This is a genomic window from Psychroflexus sp. MBR-150, from assembly GCF_053628795.1.
In genome coordinates, this window is record NZ_JBRJHB010000028.1 from 1 (window position 1) to 21,529 (window position 21,529).

The window sequence follows — 21,529 nt, forward strand, 5'->3', positions numbered from 1 at the left end:
GCAAAATGATTAGTGCATTAGTGGCAATAAAAAGGAATGTTCTATCAGCCACGAATGCACGAATGAATGCAAAATGATTAGTGCATTAGTGGCAATAAAAAGGAATGTTCTATCAGCCACGAATGCACGAATGAATGCAAAATGATTAGTGCATTAGTGGCAAAAAAAAAGTATTTTATAATGATTAAAAAAACTTAACGTCTTTGCACCTGAGCGAGAAACATAAACCTTAAATTTGCGTTCAAAACTTCTCAATTGGCCAGTATCTACATTCATATTCCGTTTTGCAAACAAGCCTGCCATTATTGTGATTTTCATTTTTCAACTTCACTTAAACATAAAGACCAACTCATCAATGCCATTGGTCAAGAATTAATACTTAGAAAAGAAGAATTAAAGCAACCTGTTGAAAATATATATTTTGGTGGTGGAACACCGAGTTTATTGTCCGAACAAGATTTAGACTCTATTTTTAATACGATTTACAAACATTTTAAAGTCGATAAGCATCCAGAAATTACCTTAGAAGCTAATCCCGATGACATTTCAATACAACTTTTAAAAACTTTAAAACAACAAGGTATCAACCGATTGAGTTTGGGCGTGCAATCTTTTTTTGAAAAAGACCTTAAACAGATGAATCGTGCTCATAATGCCAATGAAGCTAAAACAAGTATCAAATTGATGAAAGATTATTTTGACAACTATTCCATCGATTTGATTTACGGCATGCCAGAAATGAGTTTACAAAATTGGCAAGCAAACCTACAAACTGCTTTAGATTTTGATGTGCCACATTTATCTTGTTATGCCTTGACAGTTGAGCCTGACACCGCTTTACAAAAATTTATTGAAAAAAAAATCATTCCACCCGTAGATGATGAGCAATCAGCAACGCATTTTGATGAACTTTATCAAACCTTAACTTCTCGTGGCTACGAACATTACGAATTTTCAAATTTCGGAAAACCTGGTTATTTTTCACAAAACAATTTAGCTTATTGGACAGGCAAAGCTTATCTCGGAGTTGGTCCATCAGCTCACAGTTATAACGGTTACGACAAGCGATTTTGGAACATCAAAAACAACATTAAATACATCAAAGCTATTGAAAAAGGTGAATTACCTATCACTTCAGAACACCTGAGTAAGACCGACCGATATAACGAATACATCATGACGAGATTACGCACACAATCAGGTGTTGATTTAGATGAAATTCAATCTTTATTTGGGCTAAATTATTTGGACTATTTAATGCTTCAAGCACAACCACATCTCATTGAAAATAATATAGATATTTTTGATAACAAACTCAAAATCACCTCAAAAGCCAAATTCCTTTCCGATGGCATTGCTGCAGATTTGTTTAAAATTGAATTTGAAAAATCTTAGAGATTATTCAAGGTAAAAAACCTAAGCTTAAGACTATGATTTATAAGTTTCAAGGCTATGATTTAATAAGATAATTAGTTTTAGACTATTTTTATAGACAAATTCAAAGTCATGAAATACCTAATGTATTTGCTATTTCTTATAAGCATTTCAACCATTAATGGTCAGGAGATAAAATCGTCGATCTATTTTCCTCCAAATAATTCTGATGATTGGACGAAAACAAATTTTGAAGCAGAAAGATGGAAAGTCAATTTAAAAGATAGTCTATCTAACTTTCTTAAACAAGGGAATACAAGGGCTTTTATAGTTTTAAAAGACGGTAAGATTTTAATAGAAAAATATTGGGGAAAAAATTTAAGAGGTCGCGATTTTGATAAAGGTTCTTATTGGTATTGGGCTTCAGCTGGTAAAACACTAACTGCCTGCTTAGTCGGTATAGCTCAAGAGCAAGGCTTTTTAAATATTGAAAACTCTACTAATCAATATTTAGGGTCATGGACATCAATGCCAAAGAAACAGGAAGATGCAATTAAGATCAAGCACCAATTAACAATGACTACGGGTCTTGATTATACAGTAAAAAATAAAAATTGTATAAAACCAAAATGTTTAACCTATAAAGCTAAACCTGGCGAGCAATGGTATTATCACAATGCACCTTATACTTTACTCAGTCAGGTTATAGAAAATGCTACTGGTCAAAAATTTAATCAATTTACCCGACGCCATTTAGCGTCCAAAATTGGGATGAAAGGCAGGTGGATATCATTTAAAGAGAATATCAATTTATACCTTAGCACACCTCGAAGTGCAGCTCGACTTGGGTTACTTATTTTAAATCAAGGCGTTTGGAATAATCAAATAATTTTGAAAGACAAAACATATTTTGAAAACATGACAACAAGCTCTCAAACTCTAAATCCATCTTATGGCTATTTGTGGTGGCTCAATGGGAAAGACAAAGTGATATTACCAACAATGTCAAGCTCAATTCAACAGAGCCTTGTGCCTTCTGCACCAGAAGATATGATTTCAGCCCTTGGTAAAAACGGTCAAATTATTGATGTTGTGCCAAGCAAAAAACTCGTTATTGTTAGGATGGGCAAAAAACCAGATGATGGTATGTTGTCTTTAAATTTTCATGAAAAATTTTGGAATATTTTAAATGAAATGATGCCAAATTAAGCTTTTTGAAAAAGACATTAATTGTATATTTGAGCCATGTCTCAAGTAAAACTAATCGAATGCCCAAGAGATGCCATGCAAGGCATCAAGCCTTTTATCTCAACAAAAGATAAAGTTAAATACATTCAGAGTCTTTTAGCTTGTGGATTTGACACGATAGATTTTGGCAGTTTTGTCTCGCCAAAAGCTATTCCACAAATGAAAGATACCGCTGAAGTGCTACAACATCTTGACTTATCAGAAACGCAATCCAAACTTTTGGCTATTGTAGCTAATTTGAGAGGAGCTCAAGATGCTTGTCAATTTAATGAAATTGATTATTTAGGTTATCCATTTTCTATTTCAGAGAATTTTCAAATGCGAAACACCCACAAAACCATTGCAGAATCTATAGATATTCTAAAATCAATAATCGATTTGGCCAACAAATATAACAAAGAGGTTGTGGCTTATTTGTCTATGGGCTTTGGCAATCCTTACGGCGATCCTTATAATTCAGATATTGTTGCCGAGTGGACAGAAAAACTTTCTGGTTTTGGAATTAAAATACTTTCATTATCCGATACAATTGGCAGCTCAAACCAAAAAATTATTAATCAATTATTTTCAGAGCTTATCCCAAAATACCCTAACATAGAGTTTGGTGCACATTTGCATACCACACCCAATTCATGGCATGAAAAAGTAGATGCCGCCTACCAATCAGGTTGCAAAAGATTTGATGGTGCAATTCAAGGTTTTGGCGGGTGCCCTATGGCTAAAGATGATTTAACAGGTAATATGCCCACAGAAAAACTTTTATCATATTTCAATACTCATAAAGTTAGTCACGGTGTAAAAATGACACGTTTTGAAACGGCTTACAATAAAGCTTTAGATGTTTTCAGTGATATTTAAGTATTTTTAATTGTTAAAATGGTTAAGGATTTAAGAATATTTCGACGTATTTAAGAATAATTTTTAACTTAGGGTTTTAAAATAACATAATTATGAAAAAATTCCTTTTACCATTACGTTTTGGAATTGCTATAAGTGGTTCATTAATAGGCTATTTTTTATTGTTATCATTATTTGGTTTACACACCAATCCGTTTTATAGTTTTTTTAATGCAGTCATTACTGGTTTTGGTATTTTTGAAGCTATTCGTATCAAACGTTTAGAACACGGACCAAACTACACTTACTCTACTGGTTTTTCTTGTGGTCTAATAGCTGGATTTATCGCTACAATAATTTTTTCCATATTTATGGCTATTTATGCCACAGAATTAAATCCTGATTTTATCAATAGCTTATTGACCAGTTGGGATAATCATTTTAAAGTCACTATCGGAACTTTTATTTTTGTAGTAGCACTTATGGGATTTGCCACTTCAGTAGTGTCAACACTTACTATTATGCAATTGTATAAAAACCCTAAAAAATAAGTTTGTATATTTTAAAAACTTACTCTACATTTGCAATCCTTAAAAATTGAACAAAATCATTAAGCTATGTATGCAATTGTAGAGATAGCAGGGCAGCAATTTAAAGTTGCAAAAGACCAAAAAGTTTTTGTTCATCGTTTACAAGACAAAGAAGGTGCAAAGGTTGACTTTGATAACGTTCTTCTCTTAGACAACGATGGTCAAGTTCAAGTTGGCGCCCCAGCTATAGAAGGTGCTCAAGTCAGTGCTAAAATTTTAAGACACCTTAAAGGTGACAAAGTCATTGTCTTTAAAAAGAAAAGACGAAAAGGCTACAAAAAGAAAAACGGACACCGACAATATTTGTCTGAAATCCAAATTGAAAGTATTGTAGCTTCAGGAGCTAAAAAAGCGGAGAAAAAAACTGAAGCCAAAACTGAGACTAAATCAGTAAAGAAAACTGAAGCCAAATCAGCAACAAAAAAAGAACAAACCACTAAACTTACTGAAAGTGAAGTTAAACTTTCAGATATGACCGTAGCCGAATTAAAAGCTATGGCCAAAGACAAAGGTTTAGAAGGTTACTCAAGCCTTAAGAAAGCAGAATTAATCGAAGCAATAGAAAACTTTAAATCATAAAACCATGGCACACAAGAAAGGCGTTGGAAGTTCAAAGAACGGAAGAGAGTCAGAATCAAAACGACTCGGTGTAAAAATATTTGGTGGTCAACCTGCTGTTGCTGGTAACATTATTGTTAGACAACGCGGTACAGCTCACAGACCTGGTGAAAATGTTTACGCCAGTAAAGACCATACACTACATGCTAAAGTTGATGGCATTGTAAAGTTTCAAAAATCTAAAGGTGATAAATCTTATGTTTCAATAGAACCTTTTGAAGCATAAATGACTTTTAAATCTTAATAATTAGAAAAGGATATTCAATGCGAATATCCTTTTTTTTTTATATAAAATAAATTCTTATACCAATTTAAATTAATGATGTCGATAATAAAAAGATGAAGGTGTAATACCGACGTGTCCAAGTATTTTTCGGTATTATTTTCTGGTGCTGGTTGACTTTCAATTGTAATAATATTTGAATCCAATAAAGTAATATCAAAATTGGTTAGGTTGTTAAAAGTGCCAAAATTTTCAATTTAATTAACTTCCATAAACTTCATAATTATATCATTTTTTATATATTCAACTATAAATCAAAATATTTTAATATGTATAAATTATTCATCATTTTAGCTGGTTTTTGTTTTCTCACACCATCACAAGCACAGATTAGTGAAATGATGGGGTTTAGAGATTATAGAGATATTTCAGATGCCTATTTCATGCGGTTTAAAGAAAATTCAAAGTTTGACATCAATGATATTGAAGGTTCTCCATTTTTAACAGAAGATTTTCAGTTTGGATATATCATCGATAGCAAATCTAAAAATAAAGCCCAAGCATATCTTAGATACGATGTCTATAATGACGTTTTTGAAATAAAGTTAGAGCCAAATTCAAAATCTTTAAAAACTTTGAAAAGGACTCCAAGATATAAATACAATTTGGGTGGTGAAACTTTTGTTTTGATTAAATCACCTCAAGTTATTAATGAGGAACACTATAATTCTGGAAATGGATATGTTGTTGAATTGACATCACCAAAAGCTGAAGCAGTGCTTTATAAACGATATTTTAAAGAACTCATCCCTGGTTCAAAAGCTTTAACATCTTATCAGCAAGATATTCCTCCAAGCATTAAAAGTGATACCAGATACATCATCAAGTTTGGAGATACTTATGTAAGAGCCGAAGATCATAAAAAGAAAATCTTAGATGCTTTTTCTGATCATAAAAAAGACATTAAAAATTACATAAAAGATAAAGGTTTTAAATTTAGAGGAGACGATAAAGAAATCCAAAACCAAATGATACAAGTTGTTCGTTATTATAACAGCTTGAAAAACTAACCACCAACAAAATCTTTTAAATAGTAAGGTTCAAAATAAGCCACATCTTCAAAGTTTTTATTCAGAAACAGTTCATCAGCCAACTTACACATCTGCTTTGCTGAGGGGTTTTTGTTTTCTATAAAAAATCCTTTTTTGACATTGTCACAAATTTCTTTAAACTTGCTTACACCATTGCCAATAAAATATATTTTTTCATTTACATCAAAATAATCCTGAAAGCTATCAGATTTTAAAATTTTAGCTTCAACTTTTGACAAAGTTTTGAATTTAGAATTAAAAACGGAGGTGTAAACTTCCATCCGCCGTGCATCAATCATAGGAATGATAGGGAATTGAGTTTGATGTTGTTCAACTTGTTTAGCTAATATTTTTAAAGTTGAGATACTAATTAAAGGAATCTCAAGTGCATAGCAAAGGCCTTTGGCTGTTGAAACTCCAATTCTTAATCCAGTGTAAGACCCTGGACCTTTACTGATAGCAATTGCATTAAGGTCAGTGATTTTAAGGTCAGATTGCTTAATCACTTTGTCAATAAACAGATGAAGTTGTTCGCCGTGAGAATATTGCTTTTTGTCATCTTCTTCCATAGCAATCAGCTGTCCATTCTTTGCTAAAGCTACTGAACAGTTGGTTGTAGAAGTTTCAATGGATAAAATATAAGCCAAAATAAAAATGATTTAATTAATCAACTGGGCGTTCTCCAAAAAATAATTCTAAGACTTTAATTCTAAAAATATAATCGTATTTGGCTTGAATCATTTGGTTTTGAGCATTGGTTAGTCTTGTTTTAGATTGGCTTAAATCAAAAGCATTGCTCATGCCAACATCAAATCGTTCCTTGGCAAAATCGTAGGCATTTTGCTGAGCTTCAACAGACTTCATGGCTGCTTCATAAGCTTTGGCAGCACCTTGAGCATCTACGTAGGCTTGATATACATCAGCTTCAAGATCAAGCTCTGTTTGTTGAAGTTGATTTTTAGACCGTTCTAAATTAATTTGACTTCGTTTAACATTATTACGGGTAGCAAAGCCATTAAAAACAGGAATATTAAGCTGAATTCCATAAGAAATACCATCGTTTCTCCACAACTGATCTATAAAATCTCTTGGTCCAATGGCTTCGATCAAAAAGTTAGGAGCAACAACAGCAGCACCAGTATCTTCTACAAAACCTATTTGTTGAGTAGGATTATCTGGATCTATTCCACCTGAGGCAAATCTATCTCTATTTGATTCACGTGTGTTGTAGTTAAAAAAACCACGTAAAGTTGGATAGTAAGCACTTTTGGCAATTTCAATGTTTTTTTGGGCAATTTCCACGTTTTTTTGAGCAATTTTCACTTCATAACGCTCTTGTTTGGCTTCTTCTATAATGTCGTTAACATTTCGGTTTATAATATCTGTTATAGGAATATCATATGACTCGTCAGCAATATCAAAGTTTTCATAATCATCTATTAGAAGTGATTGAGCAAGACTGATAAGAGAGATTTTAATATCATTTTCTGCCACTATAATTTGTTGTTGCTCATTAGCATTGGTAGCTTGTAGTTCTAAAATATCGCCTTGCGGTACGGTTCCTGCTTTAATTAAAGCATTGGTTTGCTCAATTTGTTGTTGGGTGATTCGATTTTGTTCTTCTAAAACAGCTAGGGTTTGTTTACTCACTAAAACTTGCAGGTAAGCATTGGCTATAAACAAAGCGATATCATCTTCCATTTGCTCTAAGGAATATTGACTGGCTAATTGAGACAGCTTTGCACGTTGTAGAGTTCGCCAATTTTGCAGCCCACTAAAAATATTAATGCCAACAGTTGCTCCTGCAGAGAAGTTTCTTGTAACTTGATTTTCAAGGACACCAGTTGTAATGTTTTGAGTAAGACCTGAGTTCCAACTATTACTCGCATTGAGATTTAAAGAAGGTAGAAAATTACCAACAGCGTCACTTTTATTGATATCAGCATCCTCAATATCGAGTTGAGATTGTTTGATACTTATATTGTTGTCAAATGCGTATTTAATACAAGCCTCTAAGGTCCATTTGGTTTTGGCTTCATTCTCTTGGCTAAAGCCTTGAGCAAAGTAAAAACAAAATATTATTAAAACTAATTTTTTCATAAACTGTATTATTTTTTTAAAGATGTTTGAAATCGTTTTGAAATGTATGTGTATAAAAAATTATCCACCGAAACCACTTGGTTTTTTCTCTTTTACTTTATTCCAAACTTTTATTTTGTCATCCTTAGATAGCCCTTTTTTAATTTCAACATTAATACCATCACTAATGCCAAGTTCAATATCTCGTCGTTCAAATTTTTGATTGCCAACCATAACTTCTACGTATGGTTTTTTGGTTTCTTTATCAAATTGTATCAAAGCTTCTTTAATGGCTAAAACATCTTCAGCTTTTTCTAAAATAATAGAGGCATTAGCACTGAGTCCAGCTCTTATAAAAACATCGTCTTTCAGCTCAGATAAAGTTCCTTCAATTTCAAATTGAACAGCACCATTTTCTTCAACACCTTGAGGTGCGATATAATCTAAAGTTGCATTAAACACGACATCTTCAAGGGCTCCGATTGTAATTTCAAGAGGTAAACCTTCTTTGATTTTACCGACTTCAGACTCATCAACTTTTCCTTTAAAAATCATATCGTTGGTATTTGCAATAGTTGCAATTGTAGTTCCTTCATTAAAGTTGTTAGCTTCTATAACTTGGTTACCGACTTTGACAGGTACATCTAAAACCATCCCAGAAATCGTCGCTTTTATTTCTGTTGTAGCTGCATCACCAATACCTGCAGTAGTTCCTGTATTGATAATTTCAAAAGTTTCTTTTGCTGATTCTAAATTTTGCTTAGCAATATCAAAAGAACGTTGTGCTTGGTCAAAATCATTGGCTGAAATTACGCCTTTCTCAAAGAGTTCTTTTTGACGGTTATATATTTTTCTTTCGTTATCTAAATTAATTCTCGCTGTCATGATCTGATTTTTAGCGTTGTTTAAATTAGATACATTTGGCACAACCTTTAGTTTGGCTATTAGTTCTCCAGCCTGTACAGTATCGCCAGGTTTAACCAATATTTTTTCAATAATACCAGATATATTAGGTTTTACAGGTACTTCTTCTCTTGGTGTAATGGTGCCTGTAGCAATAGTTTCTCTAACTATAGTTTCAGTTGTTGGTGTTTCTGTTTGGTAAGTCACTGGTGGTTCTTGGTCTTTTTGATACAAATAGTACACAGCGCCTACAAAAAGAAAAGCAAGAAGGACTAAAACGATAATGGTGATTGCTTTTTTCATTTATTTTTGGTTTGATTTTATTTTTTTATTCATTTCTTAAAGCTTCAACGGGTTTTACACGAATGGCATTTTGTGCAGGTATAAATCCTGCTAATAGCCCAGAAAAGATTAATATTCCTAATGCAACGAGCACAGTAACATAATCTACGCTTGGATTGACAAACATACTATCAGGAGAGGCTGAAGCCCCAAAGAAAAATTTATTTAAAATAAATATGACAAAAGTTGCGAATATAATTCCTGCCATTCCTGCGATAATGGTTAAGAATACAGATTCAGATAAAATCTGACCTCTAATCTGCCATGGTGTAGCTCCGAGTGCACGTCTCACTCCGATTTCTTTTGTGCGTTCTTTGACGACGATAAGCATGATATTACTAATTCCGATAACTCCAGAAAATAGCACTAAAATACCAACTAAATAAGCCACAGCATTAAGTGCTAAAAACAATCCGCTTATTTTAGAAAATTGCTCATATAAGTCAAAATTTCCAACGGCACTTTCATCTTCGGGATTGATACGATGTCTTTTTTTTATCACATCAATTATCTCTGATTTTAAATTAGTAATTGAGTAGCCATCTTTAGCAGTAATAGCCATCCAGCCGACAACATTGCCCATATTGAAAGCTTGTGAATAGGCAGAAAACGGAACAAATATTTGTTTTTGAGCCTCTTCTAAATCTCCACGGGTTGAACTGGTTTTTTCGTATATACCAATTACCATAAAGTTGACGCCTTGTATTTTTATGTAACTGCCTAAAATTTCTTCTCCAATATCATACAAACCTTTTTGAACACCTGTGCCAATTACTGCAACTTTACGTTTTTGCTCAATATCATTTTGGTTGATAAATCGACCTTTAACAATATCCATTGGCTCTTGTTTGATGATTTCAGGATAGTCGCCGTAAACATTGTAAGCTCCAGATTTCAGACCTTTTGTAACATTATTGCCACCTCCAAAACCGCCAAGTTGATTGCGTGGAGAGATGTATTCTAAACCATCAACATTATTTTTTAAGGCTTCAACATCTCCAATTTTAAAGTTAAATCGTCTGCCTTTTGGAAGGCCATCATAAGCTTTTGTTGTTGGCATAGTCCACATAAACATGGAGTTTGTAGCTATACCCGAGAATGCTTGTCTTACACCATTTTCAAGCCCGTTACTGGCGGCTAATAATACGACGAGAATAAAAATTCCCCAAAACACACCAAAGGCCGTCAATAATGTCCGAAAGACATTTGATGTCAGTGATTCTAATATTTCGTTCCATTTGTCTTTACTAAACATACTATTCTTCTCTTAGAGCATTAATAGGTTTGATTTTAGCACCTCGCCATGCGGGAAAAAATCCAGCTATAGCACCAGCAAGAACTAATACAATAACCGTAGATATAGCGATGTTAAAACTCACTTCAGGGTTTGAAATAAACTCAGTATTAATCATAGGACCAACAAATTCAAGCAAAACTAAACCAACAATAAGCCCCATAAAGCCTGAAACGGCGGTAACAAAAATAGATTCATGTAAAACCATACCGACAATACTTATAGGTTTTGCTCCAAGGGCTTTTCTAATGCCAATTTCTTTTGTGCGTTCTTTAACAATGATAAGCATAATGTTGCTCACTCCAATAATTCCAGCAAGCAGACTTGCTAAACCAATCAACCAAAAAAACAATTTTATATTGGCTGTTAACTCGTAAATGCGTTTTGAGGTTTCAATAGAATTACTGATATTAATGGCAGAGTTATCCAACGGTGAAACTGTATGCTTAGCTTTGAGAATAGCTTCAAGTTGGCTTATCAGTTGATTAGATTTTTCTAAAGCCACATCAAAAGACTTTTCTTTTGGCATAGTAAAGCTCATATTACGAATATCTTGACCAGCACCAAACACTTTTTGCATAGTTGATATTGCCATATATACTCTGGACTCTTCTCTATCGCCACCAGGGTCTTGAAAAACCCCAACCACTTTAAAGTTGATATCTTTAATTTCAATCAGCTTACCTAATGGATTTTTGTCTTCAAAAAGTTCGTCTCTGACTTTTTTTCCAATGACTACTTCTTTGGTAGATGTTGATTGGTCTTTATGATTAATAAACCGTCCTTGTATAATCTCAGCGTTTTCTAAAAATTGATAATCAGGCAAAACCCCTTCAATTCTATAGCTCCCTGATTTATCTTTGTAGCTTGTCAGCCCGGTCCATATTCTGTAAACTGAAGATTTATATTCTAACTCATCTCCAAAATTTTTGACTAACAGATCATAATCATTATTCTTAAATTGAATTCTTCGTCCAGGATTTAGACCTTTGTATTCAACTCCAGTAACACCAGTATAAACAGAAATCTGATTTGTAGCGTCTCTTTGAAATTGCTCTTCTACGCCATTTTTCATACCTTCACCTATACCAAGAAGTAGCACCAAAATCAAAATACCTGTTGCCACAGAAAATCCAGTTAAAAACGTGCGTAGCTTATTTTTGTTGATAGCTTCAAAAACTTCTAACCAGCGCTCGAGACTAAGCATTAGCAAGGGCTTTAACTTGTTCTATTTTTCGGTCATCTATAATTATACCATCTTTTAGATTGACAATACGTTTAGTCATATGAGCAATATCTTCTTCGTGGGTTACTACAAGTATGGTTTTCCCCTCGTCATTAATTTCTTGAATAAGATGCATAATTTCATAAGATGTTTTAGAATCTAATGCACCTGTGAGCTCATCGGCTAAAATAACTTTAGGTTGACCTGCTAAGGCTCTCGCAATAGCCACACGTTGTTTTTGACCACCAGATAATTCATTGGGTAAATGATTTGCCCAATCGGCAAGACCTACTTTTTCTAAGTATGACATTGCTTTTTCCATACGTATTGTACGTTTAATATTTTGGTAATATAAAGGTAAAGCTACATTATCTAATGCGGATTTATAATTAATCAAATTAAAAGATTGAAAAATGAAGCCGAGAAATTTATTGCGATAATGAGCTGCTGTTTTTTCGGTAAGATTTTTGATTTCAACGCCGTCGAGATGATAAGAACCTGAATCTGCTTCATCAAGCATACCAAGGATATTGAGTAAAGTAGATTTTCCAGAACCTGAAGATCCCATGATTGAAACGAGCTCGCCTTCTTCAACTGAGAAGTTAATACCTTTTAAAACATGTAAAGAGTTTTTGCCGATTTTGTAAGATTTGTGTAAATCTTTAATTTCAATCATTTTTATGACTTTAATAATTAGACTACTAACTAAAAGAAATGTTACAAATTAGTTTGTTAGGACATTGTTAAAATAATCTAATTTATTTAGAATGAGTATAATGAAGCGACACCCGATTCATCCTAAAATGGGTATAACTTGATTAATTTGCATCATTGAGTTTTAATTTATAAGGCATAAAAATTATTTTAAACAAAAAAGCTTAATTTTGCCCTATGGAAACACAAAGACAACAAAAAATAAGTCAAATTATTCAAAAAGATTTGGCAGAAATCATTCAAGATAGTTTGAGAAAGTATGGTCAAAAAAATCTCATTGTAAGCGTAACTAAATTAAAAGTAACAGCAGACTTGTTAGAAGCTAAGGCATACTTAAGTGTGTTCCCAGAAGATAAAACACAGGCTGTATTAAAGGAAATTAAACAACTTTCAAATAGCATAAAACATCAACTTGCTTTGCGGACAAAAAACCAATTGCGTCGAGTTCCGGAAGTGAAATTTTTTAACGACGACACAATAGCCTATGTGAATGAATTGAAAGAGGCTTTTAAAGGGAAAAACAACCCTATTAAAGATCCAGATTTATTAGACAAACGACGAAAATCTTGAATTTTTCACTTTACATTGCCAAACGTTATTTACTAAGCAAAAGCAAAAATAATGCTGTCAATATTATAAGTTATCTTGCGTTATTTGGAATATTTGGCACTTCTTTAGCTTTATTTGTTGTCTTGTCAGCATTTAGTGGTTTAAAAGATTTTAGCTTAAGTTTTGCAAACAAGTATGACCCAGATTTAAAAGTCTTACCCGTTGAAAGCAAACGCCTGAATGTAAACAAAGACATCAAAGATGCTATTCTCGCTCTTGAAGGAGTAAATCAAATTTCAAGTATAATTGAAGAAAAGACCTTATTAAATTATAAAGACAAAAATATTCCTGCCATTTTAAAGTCAGTAGATAGTAATTTTGTTAAAGTTAACAACATAAAATCATCTGTATTTTTAGGGCAATGGCTCAATTCTAATTATCCTTACCAAGTCGTAATCGGCAATGGATTAAGTCAAAAACTGTCTGTAGGTATTTTAGACCAATCAGCTTTTTTAGATTTTATAGTTCCTAAGCCTGGCAAAGGGCAGGTCGTCGATCCAAATGATGCATTTAAAAAGGTTAATACTTTTGTGAGAGGTATTTTTGGAGTATCAGAAGAATATAATAATACTTATGTTTTTGGATCGCTAAAATTAGGGAGAGATTTACTAGGGTATGAACCTAATGAATACTCTGCAATAGAAATTTCGATAAATGAAAATGCCAATGTTCCTGATTTAAAAACTCAAATAAAAAATATTTTTGAACAAAATGTAAATGTCAAAACACGAATTCAACTCAATGACCAGCTGTATAAAATGCTAAATACGGAAAACTTGATGGTTTACCTTATCAGTACATTGGTTCTTATTATAGCACTATTCAACCTTATAGGTTCAGTGATAATGGCTATAATAGATAAAAATGATGATATAAAAACATTTTCTCATTTAGGTGCTTATAAATCTCAAATCAATACAATTTTTTTCTTTCAAGGATTCCTAACAACGCTAATCGGCTCAATGTTGGGTATAGCCTGTGGTGTAGTTATTGTTTTACTTCAATTAGAATATAGCTTAGTAAATATAACAACTTCTCTACCCTATCCAGTAAAACTCAATTTTGGTAATATACTTATTGTGCTGTTAACTACAATTTTACTGGGATATGTAGCTTCAAAAATAGCCTCATCTAGAGCCAATAATAAGTTATTGTAAATCAACATTAGCTATAAAAGAATTTAAAAAACCTTCAAAATATCAGGTATCTTGAAGGTTTTTACTTTATTGAAAGATATTGAAAATTAAGCCAACATCGTGACTGGATTTTCAATATAGGTTTTTAAAGTCTGTAAAAACTTGGCTCCTGTAGCACCGTCAACTGTTCTGTGATCGCAGGCCAAAGTTAGTTTCATGGTATGTCCCACAACAATTTCTCCGTTTTTAACCACAGGTTTTTCAACTATTGCACCAACTGATAAAATAGCTGAGTTGGGCTGATTGATAATACTTGTAAATTCGATGATGCCAAACATACCTAAATTAGAGACAGTAAAAGTTGAGCCTTCCATTTCGTCTGGTTGCAACTTTTTATCTCTAGCTTTTGTGGCGAGAGATTTTACATTTTGCCCAATTTGTGTGAGTGATTGTTGGTCAGTAAATTTTAAAACAGGCACGACCAAACCTTCGTCAACCGCCACAGCTACACCTATGTGGATGTGCTTAGCAATTTTAGTCACATCGCCTTGCCATTGTGAGTTGACTCGTGGATGCTTTCTCAACGCCATTGCTGAAGCTTTGATAACTAAATCGTTGAATGATATTTTGGTATCTGGTATTTCGTTGATTTGCTTACGTGAAGCTATGGCATTATCCATATCGACTTCAATGTCAAGATAGTAATGCGGTGCGTTAAACTTAGATTCAGCCAATCGCTTGGCAATGGTTTTACGCATTTGAGAGTTTTTAACTTCTTCAAATTGTTCTTCGCCAACTGGTTTATAGACTTCTATTGGTTTAGACTCTGCTTTTGTTTCCGCAGATTTTGATGCTTCAGCAGTTGCAGAATCTTGTGGTTTATAATTTTCAATATCTTTTTTAACCACTCGACCATTTTCGCCACTGCCTTTGATTTGAGCTAAATTGTAGCCTTTTTCTTCAGCCATTTTACGAGCTAATGGCGACGCAAATATACGTTTGCCATCAGCCGTTTGTGAAGCTTCACTTGGAGTTGTTTCGGTTTTATCACTTGAGGATGAATCTTCTGATGTTTTTTGTGATTTTTTAGAAGATTTATCTGAAGAGGAAGAACCACCGCTTTTTATACTTTTAAGCACAGCATCAAGGTCTGTGCCTTCAGGACCAATAATGGCTAAAACATCATCAACTGGAGCAGAGTCGCCTTCTTCAATACCTATATATAATAACGTTCCTTCATAAAACGATTCAAATTCCATTGTGGCTTTGTCGGTTTCAATTTCGGCAAGGATTTCGCCTTCTTCAACTTTGTCTCCTTTCTTTTTGAGCCAAGTTGCAACTGTGCCTTCTTCCATAGTATCGCTCAAGCGAGGCATGGTAACCACTTCTACGCCATCGGGTATTTCATCGGCGTTGTTGTCAGAAGATTCTTCATCATTGTTATCGTTAGAAGGTTCTTCTTTTTTGTTTTTTGATTCATCATCGGAAGCGTCTTTACCTGATTCAGCTTGTTTGATTAAATCAGAAATATCTTCACCTTCTTCGCCAATAATAGCAAGAAGTGAATCTACGGGAGCACCATCGCCTTCTTCAACACCAATATGCAAAAGAGTTCCTTCATAAAAAGATTCAAACTCCATGGTGGCTTTATCGGTTTCTATTTCGGCAAGGATATCACCTTCTTCAACTTTATCACCTTTCTTTTTGAGCCACTTAGCAACAACACCTTCTTCCATAGTGTCGCTTAGTCGTGGCATATTAACTACTTCTGCCATAATATTTTATAATTTGTGAGGTATAAATGGATAATCATCTTGCTCGTAAACGACATCATACATAACATTTTTGTCAGGAAAATCTGACTCGTCAGCAAACTTTTCACACTCTTTAACTTTTTCTTTTACACGTTTATCAATGTCTTTGATGTCGTCTTCGCTAGCGTATTTTTTATCTAAAATAATATCCTTAACATAATTGATAGGGTCAATTTTTTGGTATTCTTCAACCTCTTCTTTTGTTCTATATTTTTGAGCATCGCTCATAGAGTGTCCTCTATATCTGTATGTTTTTAAATCTAAAAAAGTTGGTCCATCTCCAGAACGGGCACGATGAATGGCTTCATCTAAAGCTTCGGCTACTTTTTCAGGTTTCATGGCATCAACAGGACCACAAGGCATTTCGTAGCCTAGACCAAGTTTCCAAATGTCTTCTTGATTAGAAGCTCTTTTTACGGATGTTCCCATAGCATAGCCGTTGTTTTCTACACAAAAGACTACAGGCAATTTCATTGTCATTGCTATATTGAGAGTTTCGTGTAAAGAGCCTTGTCTTACTGCTCCATCGCCAAGGAATGTTAAAACAACACCACCACGATTGAAATATTTTTCTGAAAATGCTAGACCAGCACCAAGTGGAATTTGACCACCAACAATACCATGTCCGCCGTAAAAGTTGTGCTCTGGCGAAAAAATATGCATCGATCCACCTAGACCTTGAGATGTTCCCGTAGCTTTTCCATACAATTCGGCCATTACTCTTTTTGGATCAACACCCAAACCAATAGGTTGAACATGGTTGCGATATGCAGTAATCATTTTGTCTTTTTCATGATCCATCACATGTAAAGCACCAGCCAATATAGCTTCTTGTCCATTATATAAATGTAAAAATCCTCTTACTTTTTGTTGGATATAGACTTGTGCTAATTTGTCTTCAAACTTTCTCCAAAACATCATGTTTTCATACCAATCAAGATATGTACTTTTGGTTATTTTTTTCATAGGATTAAAAATATAAATCTATTAGATATGAATACAAAAATAGAATAATAATCATGAAATGAAAACACTTTAAGTTTATTTAAAATTTTTTAAATTTTTGTTGAAAGAGATAATTTTCTAAAAAATTAGTATTGAGGAAATGCTTTTTTTTATCATTAATAAAGCAGAAAGACAAAACTTTTAGTTTGATATCAAATTATTAAACATAATGCTATAACTAATTTTAAAAAAAATGCAGAATTACTCTTTCATTATTTAGTTTTGTTGCTTACCAAGATTTTTAACCCGATAATGCAGTAAACATCTCAATTAAAATGAATTTTAAACGTTACTATTACCTGATTAGTTTGCAATACTTAGGGTTTCGATTTCACGGTTGGCAAATTCAACCCAATGTGCCTACTGTTGAGTTGATGATTAAAAAAACTTTGAGATTTATATTGCCTGATGCCAAAACCAAAATCATGGCTTGTGGTAGAACAGATGCTATGGTGTCTGCAGAGCAAACTTATGTAGAGTTATTTTCAGATCAAAAATTACCAAATTTAGATGTTTTTTTAGGCACTTTCAATTACAATCTACCTGCTGATATCAAAGCTCTAAATATAAAAGAAGTCGATAACACTTTTAACATCATTCAAGATTCAAAAGTTAAGGAATACCATTATTATTTTGCTTTTGGCGGTAAATTCCATCCGTTTAGTGCAGCTTTAATGTGTCACGTTAAAGCAAATTTAGATATAGAAATTATGACCAAAGCAGCAAAGGCATTTAAGGGCAAAAAAGATTTTTACTCTTATACATTTAGACCCAAAACCCAAACCCAAACCACAGCTGAAATTCTATCTTGCCAACTTCGGTTAAACAATGAATTGACAGCGAGTTTTTTTCCAAAACAATCTTATGTATTAAAAGTCAAAGGCACAGGATTTAAACGCAACCAAATTCGATTGATGATGGGAATGTTGTTTGATTTGGGTCAACATAAAGTCAACTATGACTTCTTTTTAAAAACCCTTGACGGTTATAATAAAATAAAGCTGGAACATATTGCTCCAGCTTCAGGTCTAATTTTACACAAAGTTGAATTTTAATTTTGTGCTGTCGTATCTTCTTCAACAGGTATATTTAACCGCTTCATCACTTTAATAGTAATATCGTATTCAGGTGCAATATATATTAATGAATTGGTTTCATTAAAAATATGAGTAAAACCATCTTCTTTAACAATTTTGTCAACTTGATCACCAATTTTATTATACAACGGTCTTAATAATTCATCTTGTCTAACTTGAAGTAGTTTACTTGAATTGGTTCTTAATTTTTGGATATCTTCTTCAAGTTTTATAATGTCTTTTTGTTTTAATTTTTTTAAAGCTTCGGTGTAAGTTGCTTCTTTTTCGGTATAGTTTTTGACTTTCTCTTGATATTCATCATACTTGGTTTTTAAACCGTCATCTAAAGTTTTACCGTAAGTTTCTAATTTTTTTTGAACATCTTTAAATTCTGGCATTTTTGAAATAATGTACTCAGTGTTTATCGTTCCTACCTTGGTTTGTGCAAACGACATTGATGTTAAAATAAAAGCTACAATTAAAAATTTAATTTTCATAATGATATGTTTTTTACAAATAAAAAACAAAAATACAGCTTATATCTTATTTTAGTATTTTTTTAAATTTTAGTTTTGAATATGGACATCAAACAAAAGATAGAAACCTTACGAACTGAGCTACACCAACATAATTATCAATATTATGTCTTGGATAAACCCGTAATCACTGACTACGAATTTGACCAAAAGCTAAAAATCCTCGAAAAATTAGAGGAAGAACACCCTGAATATTTTGATAAAAACTCACCTACTCAACGTGTTGGCGGACAGGTTACAAAAAATTTTAAAACCGTAAAACATCGAGAAAGGATGTATTCGCTATCTAATTCTTATTCTAAAACAGATTTAGAAGATTGGGTAAAACGCATAAAAAAAAGCATATCAGAAGATGTCATTTTCACTTGTGAACTAAAATATGATGGAGCATCTATCAATTTAAGCTACGAAAATGGAGAATTTATACGTGCAGCAACAAGAGGCGATGGCTATGAAGGTGACGATGTTACGCATAATGTAAGGACAATAAAAAGTATTCCTTTAAAAATAAAAAACGACATTCTTCCTGAAATATTTGACGTTAGAGGTGAAATTGTTTTACCGTTTGAGGGTTTCACAAAATTAAATGCAGAACGTGTTGAACAAGGATTAGAACCCTATGCAAATCCAAGAAATACCGCTTCTGGTTCACTAAAACTTCAAGACAGTGCTGAGGTAGCCAAACGACCTTTAGATTGTTTAGTCTATAGTATTCACGCAGAAAATTTAGGGTTTAATTCTCAATACGAAGCCTTAGAAGAGTTAAGAAAAATAGGATTCAATGTCCCAAAGGAAGTTAGATTATGTCAAAATTTAAATGAAGTTATTAGCTTTATTAATTTTTGGGATAAAGAACGTTATAAACTACCTTACGAAACTGATGGTGTTGTGGTAAAAGTCAATTCTTTTACACATCAAAAAACACTAGGACATACGTCAAAATCGCCACGTTGGGCAATGGCTTACAAGTTTAAAGCCGAAGAAGTTAAAACAAAACTCAACAAAATCACTTATCAAGTCGGTCGAACTGGAGCTATCACACCAGTTGCCAATTTAGAGCCTGTTCAAATCAGTGGTACTACTGTGAAAAGAGCTTCTTTGTATAATGCCGATCAGATCAAAAAATTGGATGTTAGAGAAGGTGATACTGTTTATGTTGAAAAAGGTGGAGAAATTATCCCAAAAATCACAAAAGTTGATTTCTCTAAGCGTGATCCAAACTCTAAACCCACAACCTATATCAAAAAATGTCCTGAATGCAACACAGTTTTAAAGCGAGATGAAGGTGAAGCCATACACTATTGCCCAAATCACAACAGTTGTCCACCACAAGTTATAGGTAAAATACAACATTTTATTTCTCGTAAAGCTATGGATATTGAAGGTTTAGGTGGCGAAACTGTTACGCTTTTGGTCGAAAATGGACTCATTAATAATTATGCCGATTTATATGAACTCAAAAAAGAGGATATCATAAAGTTAGAACGCATGGCTGAGAAATCTGCTCAAAATATAATTGATGGTATAGAGCAATCAAAACAACGTCCATTTGAAAAAGTTTTATTTGCCCTCGGAATAAGATTTGTAGGTGAAACAGTAGCCAAAACTTTGGTAAAAGCCTTTAAAAATATTGATAAAATAGAGGCGGCAAAGATGGAAGATTTAACCCAAATAAATGAAATTGGTGATAGAATTGCAGAAAGTGTGATAGAATTTTTTAGTGAGCCAACAAACATTAATCTTATAGAAAGACTTAAAAGTTATGGGTTAAAATTTGAAATTGAAGAAGAAGTGCAATCATCTTCAAAATTTGAAGGTTTAAAATTTGTAGTTTCTGGTGTTTTTGAAAATTACGAACGAAAAGAATTAAAATCGATTATTGAAAACAACGGCGGTAAAGTAGTAAGTAGTATTTCTAAAAACACTAGTTACATCGTTGCAGGTAATAATATGGGACCTTCAAAAAAGGCTAAAGCTGAACAATTAAATATTCCTATCATAGATGAGATAGATTTTAAAAATATGATAGACGATGAGTAAGCCAAATCTTTCTAAACCTATTGTCCTTAAAACATCTGCAAAATTATTTAGGCATCAAAGTTTTGCGCAGGTAAGTATGCGAGATATTGCGAATGCTTTAAATGTAAAAGCCTCAAGTCTATACAATCATATCTTATCAAAAGATGAAATCTTAGAAGAGCTAATCTTTGAGTTAGTCGATAAGTTTATGGCAAAAATTAACGAAACACAAAACAAAACTATTGACACTAAGCTTAAGCTTGAAGACATTATTCACACACACATTGACATAGCCATTAACACACCGAATCAGTTTGCTACATTTAATAGTGATTGGAAGTATTTGAAGTCTGATAAAAAGAAATATTTTTTAACTCAAAGGAAAACCTATGAGCAAATATTAAAATCTATAGTTGAAAAAGGAATTGATGATCAAGATATAAAAAAATGTAATCCTGAAATTATCATATATCAAATGTTGTCTTCACTTCGCACGCTCCATTTATTGTATGAAAAAAAAGATATAAGCACTCATACTTTTAAAAAAGAAATTCCAAAATTGATTTTGGAAGGAATCATAAAATAAAAAAGCCTCCCAAATGGAAAGCTTCTCTTCGGCTTTACAAACCTGACACAACTATGTGTCTCAACACAACTTCTTTTTCAACTTATTACCTATTTACTCATTTAGGCTACTGAACTAAGTCGAAGTAGCGGTCTGGACGATCCCGAAGTTTCGGGAGAACTCGCGACCCTCCCGCACGTGCGGGACAAGTATTCTAACCAACTATATTGA

General features: G+C 33.1%; 21 protein-coding genes. 12 read left to right on the top strand and 9 right to left on the bottom strand.

Annotated features, from left to right (window positions below; genetic code table 11):
* Positions 1-255 precede the first annotated feature (255 nt).
* The 7 genes from hemW to ACSSV5_RS11455 all read left to right on the top strand — a co-directional run bounded on the left by hemW (position 256) and on the right by ACSSV5_RS11455 (position 5,960).
* Positions 256-1,395 (top strand): radical SAM family heme chaperone HemW, encoded by a 1,140-nt coding sequence (gene hemW / locus ACSSV5_RS11425; protein WP_454245965.1) that lies wholly within the window; start codon positions 256-258, stop codon positions 1,393-1,395.
* A gap of 111 nt (positions 1,396-1,506) precedes the next feature.
* Entirely contained in the window at positions 1,507-2,583 is a 1,077-nt protein-coding gene (locus ACSSV5_RS11430; RefSeq protein WP_454245966.1) for a serine hydrolase domain-containing protein, read from the top strand.
* Between the two features lie 36 nt (positions 2,584-2,619).
* Complete coding sequence (locus tag ACSSV5_RS11435; protein WP_454245967.1) at positions 2,620-3,480, top strand: hydroxymethylglutaryl-CoA lyase; 861 nt, start codon at positions 2,620-2,622, stop codon at positions 3,478-3,480.
* Positions 3,481-3,572: 92 nt separating this feature from the next.
* A complete protein-coding gene (locus ACSSV5_RS11440) occupies positions 3,573-4,010 on the top strand; it encodes a DUF4199 domain-containing protein (protein ID WP_454245968.1) in 438 nt (145 codons plus the stop codon).
* A gap of 66 nt (positions 4,011-4,076) precedes the next feature.
* Positions 4,077-4,628, top strand: a complete 552-nt coding sequence (gene rplU / locus ACSSV5_RS11445; RefSeq protein ID WP_454245969.1) for a 50S ribosomal protein L21 — start codon at positions 4,077-4,079, stop codon at positions 4,626-4,628.
* A 4-nt stretch (positions 4,629-4,632) separates the two neighbouring features.
* A complete protein-coding gene (gene rpmA, locus ACSSV5_RS11450) occupies positions 4,633-4,893 on the top strand; it encodes a 50S ribosomal protein L27 (protein ID WP_125087157.1) in 261 nt (86 codons plus the stop codon).
* A 326-nt stretch (positions 4,894-5,219) separates the two neighbouring features.
* Entirely contained in the window at positions 5,220-5,960 is a 741-nt protein-coding gene (locus ACSSV5_RS11455) for a hypothetical protein (RefSeq protein ID WP_211064787.1), read from the top strand.
* Here the strand turns inward: ACSSV5_RS11455 and tsaB are convergent.
* From tsaB to ACSSV5_RS11485, 6 genes are read right to left on the bottom strand one after another with little or no spacing between them, the layout of a single operon-like run.
* Positions 5,957-6,628, bottom strand: coding sequence for a tRNA (adenosine(37)-N6)-threonylcarbamoyltransferase complex dimerization subunit type 1 TsaB (gene tsaB, locus ACSSV5_RS11460; RefSeq protein WP_211064788.1), 672 nt, complete (start codon positions 6,626-6,628; stop codon positions 5,957-5,959). The two genes, ACSSV5_RS11455 and tsaB, sit on opposite strands and share 4 nt — an antisense overlap.
* A 16-nt stretch (positions 6,629-6,644) precedes the next feature.
* Positions 6,645-8,081, bottom strand: coding sequence for a TolC family protein (locus ACSSV5_RS11465; RefSeq protein WP_454245970.1), 1,437 nt, complete (start codon positions 8,079-8,081; stop codon positions 6,645-6,647).
* Between the two features lie 60 nt (positions 8,082-8,141).
* Positions 8,142-9,266 (bottom strand): efflux RND transporter periplasmic adaptor subunit, encoded by a 1,125-nt coding sequence (locus tag ACSSV5_RS11470; protein WP_454245971.1) that lies wholly within the window; start codon positions 9,264-9,266, stop codon positions 8,142-8,144.
* 25 nt (positions 9,267-9,291) lie between these two features.
* Positions 9,292-10,560: an ABC transporter permease gene (locus ACSSV5_RS11475; protein WP_454245972.1), complete on the bottom strand. Its 1,269-nt coding sequence runs from the start codon at positions 10,558-10,560 to the stop codon at positions 9,292-9,294.
* Position 10,561: 1 nt separating this feature from the next.
* Positions 10,562-11,806, bottom strand: a complete 1,245-nt coding sequence (locus ACSSV5_RS11480) for an ABC transporter permease (protein WP_454245973.1) — start codon at positions 11,804-11,806, stop codon at positions 10,562-10,564.
* Entirely contained in the window at positions 11,799-12,500 is a 702-nt protein-coding gene (locus ACSSV5_RS11485) for an ABC transporter ATP-binding protein (protein WP_454245974.1), read from the bottom strand. The genes ACSSV5_RS11480 and ACSSV5_RS11485 overlap by 8 nt, the downstream gene beginning before the upstream one ends.
* 215 nt (positions 12,501-12,715) lie before the next feature.
* Between ACSSV5_RS11485 and rbfA the strand changes: the two genes are divergently transcribed.
* On the top strand, positions 12,716-13,108 hold the full coding sequence (gene rbfA, locus ACSSV5_RS11490; RefSeq protein ID WP_454245975.1) for a 30S ribosome-binding factor RbfA: 393 nt from the start codon (positions 12,716-12,718) through the stop codon (positions 13,106-13,108).
* Positions 13,105-14,304 (top strand): ABC transporter permease, encoded by a 1,200-nt coding sequence (locus ACSSV5_RS11495; protein WP_454245976.1) that lies wholly within the window; start codon positions 13,105-13,107, stop codon positions 14,302-14,304. The genes rbfA and ACSSV5_RS11495 overlap by 4 nt, the downstream gene beginning before the upstream one ends.
* 86 nt (positions 14,305-14,390) lie before the next feature.
* Here the strand turns inward: ACSSV5_RS11495 and ACSSV5_RS11500 are convergent, their stop codons facing one another.
* Positions 14,391-16,058, bottom strand: coding sequence for a pyruvate dehydrogenase complex dihydrolipoamide acetyltransferase (locus ACSSV5_RS11500; RefSeq protein WP_454245977.1), 1,668 nt, complete (start codon positions 16,056-16,058; stop codon positions 14,391-14,393).
* A gap of 6 nt (positions 16,059-16,064) precedes the next feature.
* The gene (gene pdhA, locus ACSSV5_RS11505; RefSeq protein WP_454245978.1) at positions 16,065-17,063 is read right to left on the bottom strand and encodes a pyruvate dehydrogenase (acetyl-transferring) E1 component subunit alpha; all 999 of its coding nucleotides are present in this window, start codon (positions 17,061-17,063) and stop codon (positions 16,065-16,067) included.
* A gap of 314 nt (positions 17,064-17,377) precedes the next feature.
* On the opposite strand from pdhA, the gene ACSSV5_RS11510 reads away from it, so the two are divergent.
* Complete coding sequence (locus ACSSV5_RS11510; protein ID WP_454245979.1) at positions 17,378-18,157, top strand: tRNA pseudouridine(38-40) synthase TruA; 780 nt, start codon at positions 17,378-17,380, stop codon at positions 18,155-18,157.
* Here the strand turns inward: ACSSV5_RS11510 and ACSSV5_RS11515 are convergent.
* Positions 18,154-18,675, bottom strand: a complete 522-nt coding sequence (locus ACSSV5_RS11515) for an OmpH family outer membrane protein (protein WP_454245980.1) — start codon at positions 18,673-18,675, stop codon at positions 18,154-18,156. The genes ACSSV5_RS11510 and ACSSV5_RS11515 overlap by 4 nt on opposite strands.
* Before the next feature lie 81 nt (positions 18,676-18,756).
* Between ACSSV5_RS11515 and ligA the strand changes: the two genes are divergently transcribed.
* The gene (gene ligA / locus ACSSV5_RS11520) at positions 18,757-20,754 is read left to right on the top strand and encodes an NAD-dependent DNA ligase LigA (RefSeq protein ID WP_454245981.1); all 1,998 of its coding nucleotides are present in this window, start codon (positions 18,757-18,759) and stop codon (positions 20,752-20,754) included.
* Positions 20,747-21,319, top strand: coding sequence for a TetR/AcrR family transcriptional regulator (locus tag ACSSV5_RS11525; protein WP_454245982.1), 573 nt, complete (start codon positions 20,747-20,749; stop codon positions 21,317-21,319). Before ligA ends, ACSSV5_RS11525 begins: the two co-directional genes overlap by 8 nt.
* Positions 21,320-21,529: the final 210 nt, after the last annotated feature.

Coding starts and splice junctions, on each gene's coding strand:
- ACSSV5_RS11525 (WP_454245982.1), top strand. CDS start 20,747: ATGAGTAAGCCAAATCTTTCTAAACCTATTGTCCTTAAAACATCTGCA.
- ACSSV5_RS11435 (WP_454245967.1), top strand. CDS start 2,620: ATGTCTCAAGTAAAACTAATCGAATGCCCAAGAGATGCCATGCAAGGC.
- ACSSV5_RS11430 (WP_454245966.1), top strand. CDS start 1,507: ATGAAATACCTAATGTATTTGCTATTTCTTATAAGCATTTCAACCATT.
- ACSSV5_RS11485 (WP_454245974.1), bottom strand. CDS start 12,500: ATGATTGAAATTAAAGATTTACACAAATCTTACAAAATCGGCAAAAAC.
- ACSSV5_RS11455 (WP_211064787.1), top strand. CDS start 5,220: ATGTATAAATTATTCATCATTTTAGCTGGTTTTTGTTTTCTCACACCA.
- ACSSV5_RS11470 (WP_454245971.1), bottom strand. CDS start 9,266: ATGAAAAAAGCAATCACCATTATCGTTTTAGTCCTTCTTGCTTTTCTT.
- rplU (WP_454245969.1), top strand. CDS start 4,077: ATGTATGCAATTGTAGAGATAGCAGGGCAGCAATTTAAAGTTGCAAAA.
- ACSSV5_RS11515 (WP_454245980.1), bottom strand. CDS start 18,675: ATGAAAATTAAATTTTTAATTGTAGCTTTTATTTTAACATCAATGTCG.
- ACSSV5_RS11465 (WP_454245970.1), bottom strand. CDS start 8,081: ATGAAAAAATTAGTTTTAATAATATTTTGTTTTTACTTTGCTCAAGGC.
- ACSSV5_RS11510 (WP_454245979.1), top strand. CDS start 17,378: ATGAATTTTAAACGTTACTATTACCTGATTAGTTTGCAATACTTAGGG.
- pdhA (WP_454245978.1), bottom strand. CDS start 17,063: ATGAAAAAAATAACCAAAAGTACATATCTTGATTGGTATGAAAACATG.
- rbfA (WP_454245975.1), top strand. CDS start 12,716: ATGGAAACACAAAGACAACAAAAAATAAGTCAAATTATTCAAAAAGAT.
- ligA (WP_454245981.1), top strand. CDS start 18,757: ATGGACATCAAACAAAAGATAGAAACCTTACGAACTGAGCTACACCAA.
- ACSSV5_RS11480 (WP_454245973.1), bottom strand. CDS start 11,806: ATGCTTAGTCTCGAGCGCTGGTTAGAAGTTTTTGAAGCTATCAACAAA.
- ACSSV5_RS11440 (WP_454245968.1), top strand. CDS start 3,573: ATGAAAAAATTCCTTTTACCATTACGTTTTGGAATTGCTATAAGTGGT.
- ACSSV5_RS11500 (WP_454245977.1), bottom strand. CDS start 16,058: ATGGCAGAAGTAGTTAATATGCCACGACTAAGCGACACTATGGAAGAA.
- rpmA (WP_125087157.1), top strand. CDS start 4,633: ATGGCACACAAGAAAGGCGTTGGAAGTTCAAAGAACGGAAGAGAGTCA.
- ACSSV5_RS11475 (WP_454245972.1), bottom strand. CDS start 10,560: ATGTTTAGTAAAGACAAATGGAACGAAATATTAGAATCACTGACATCA.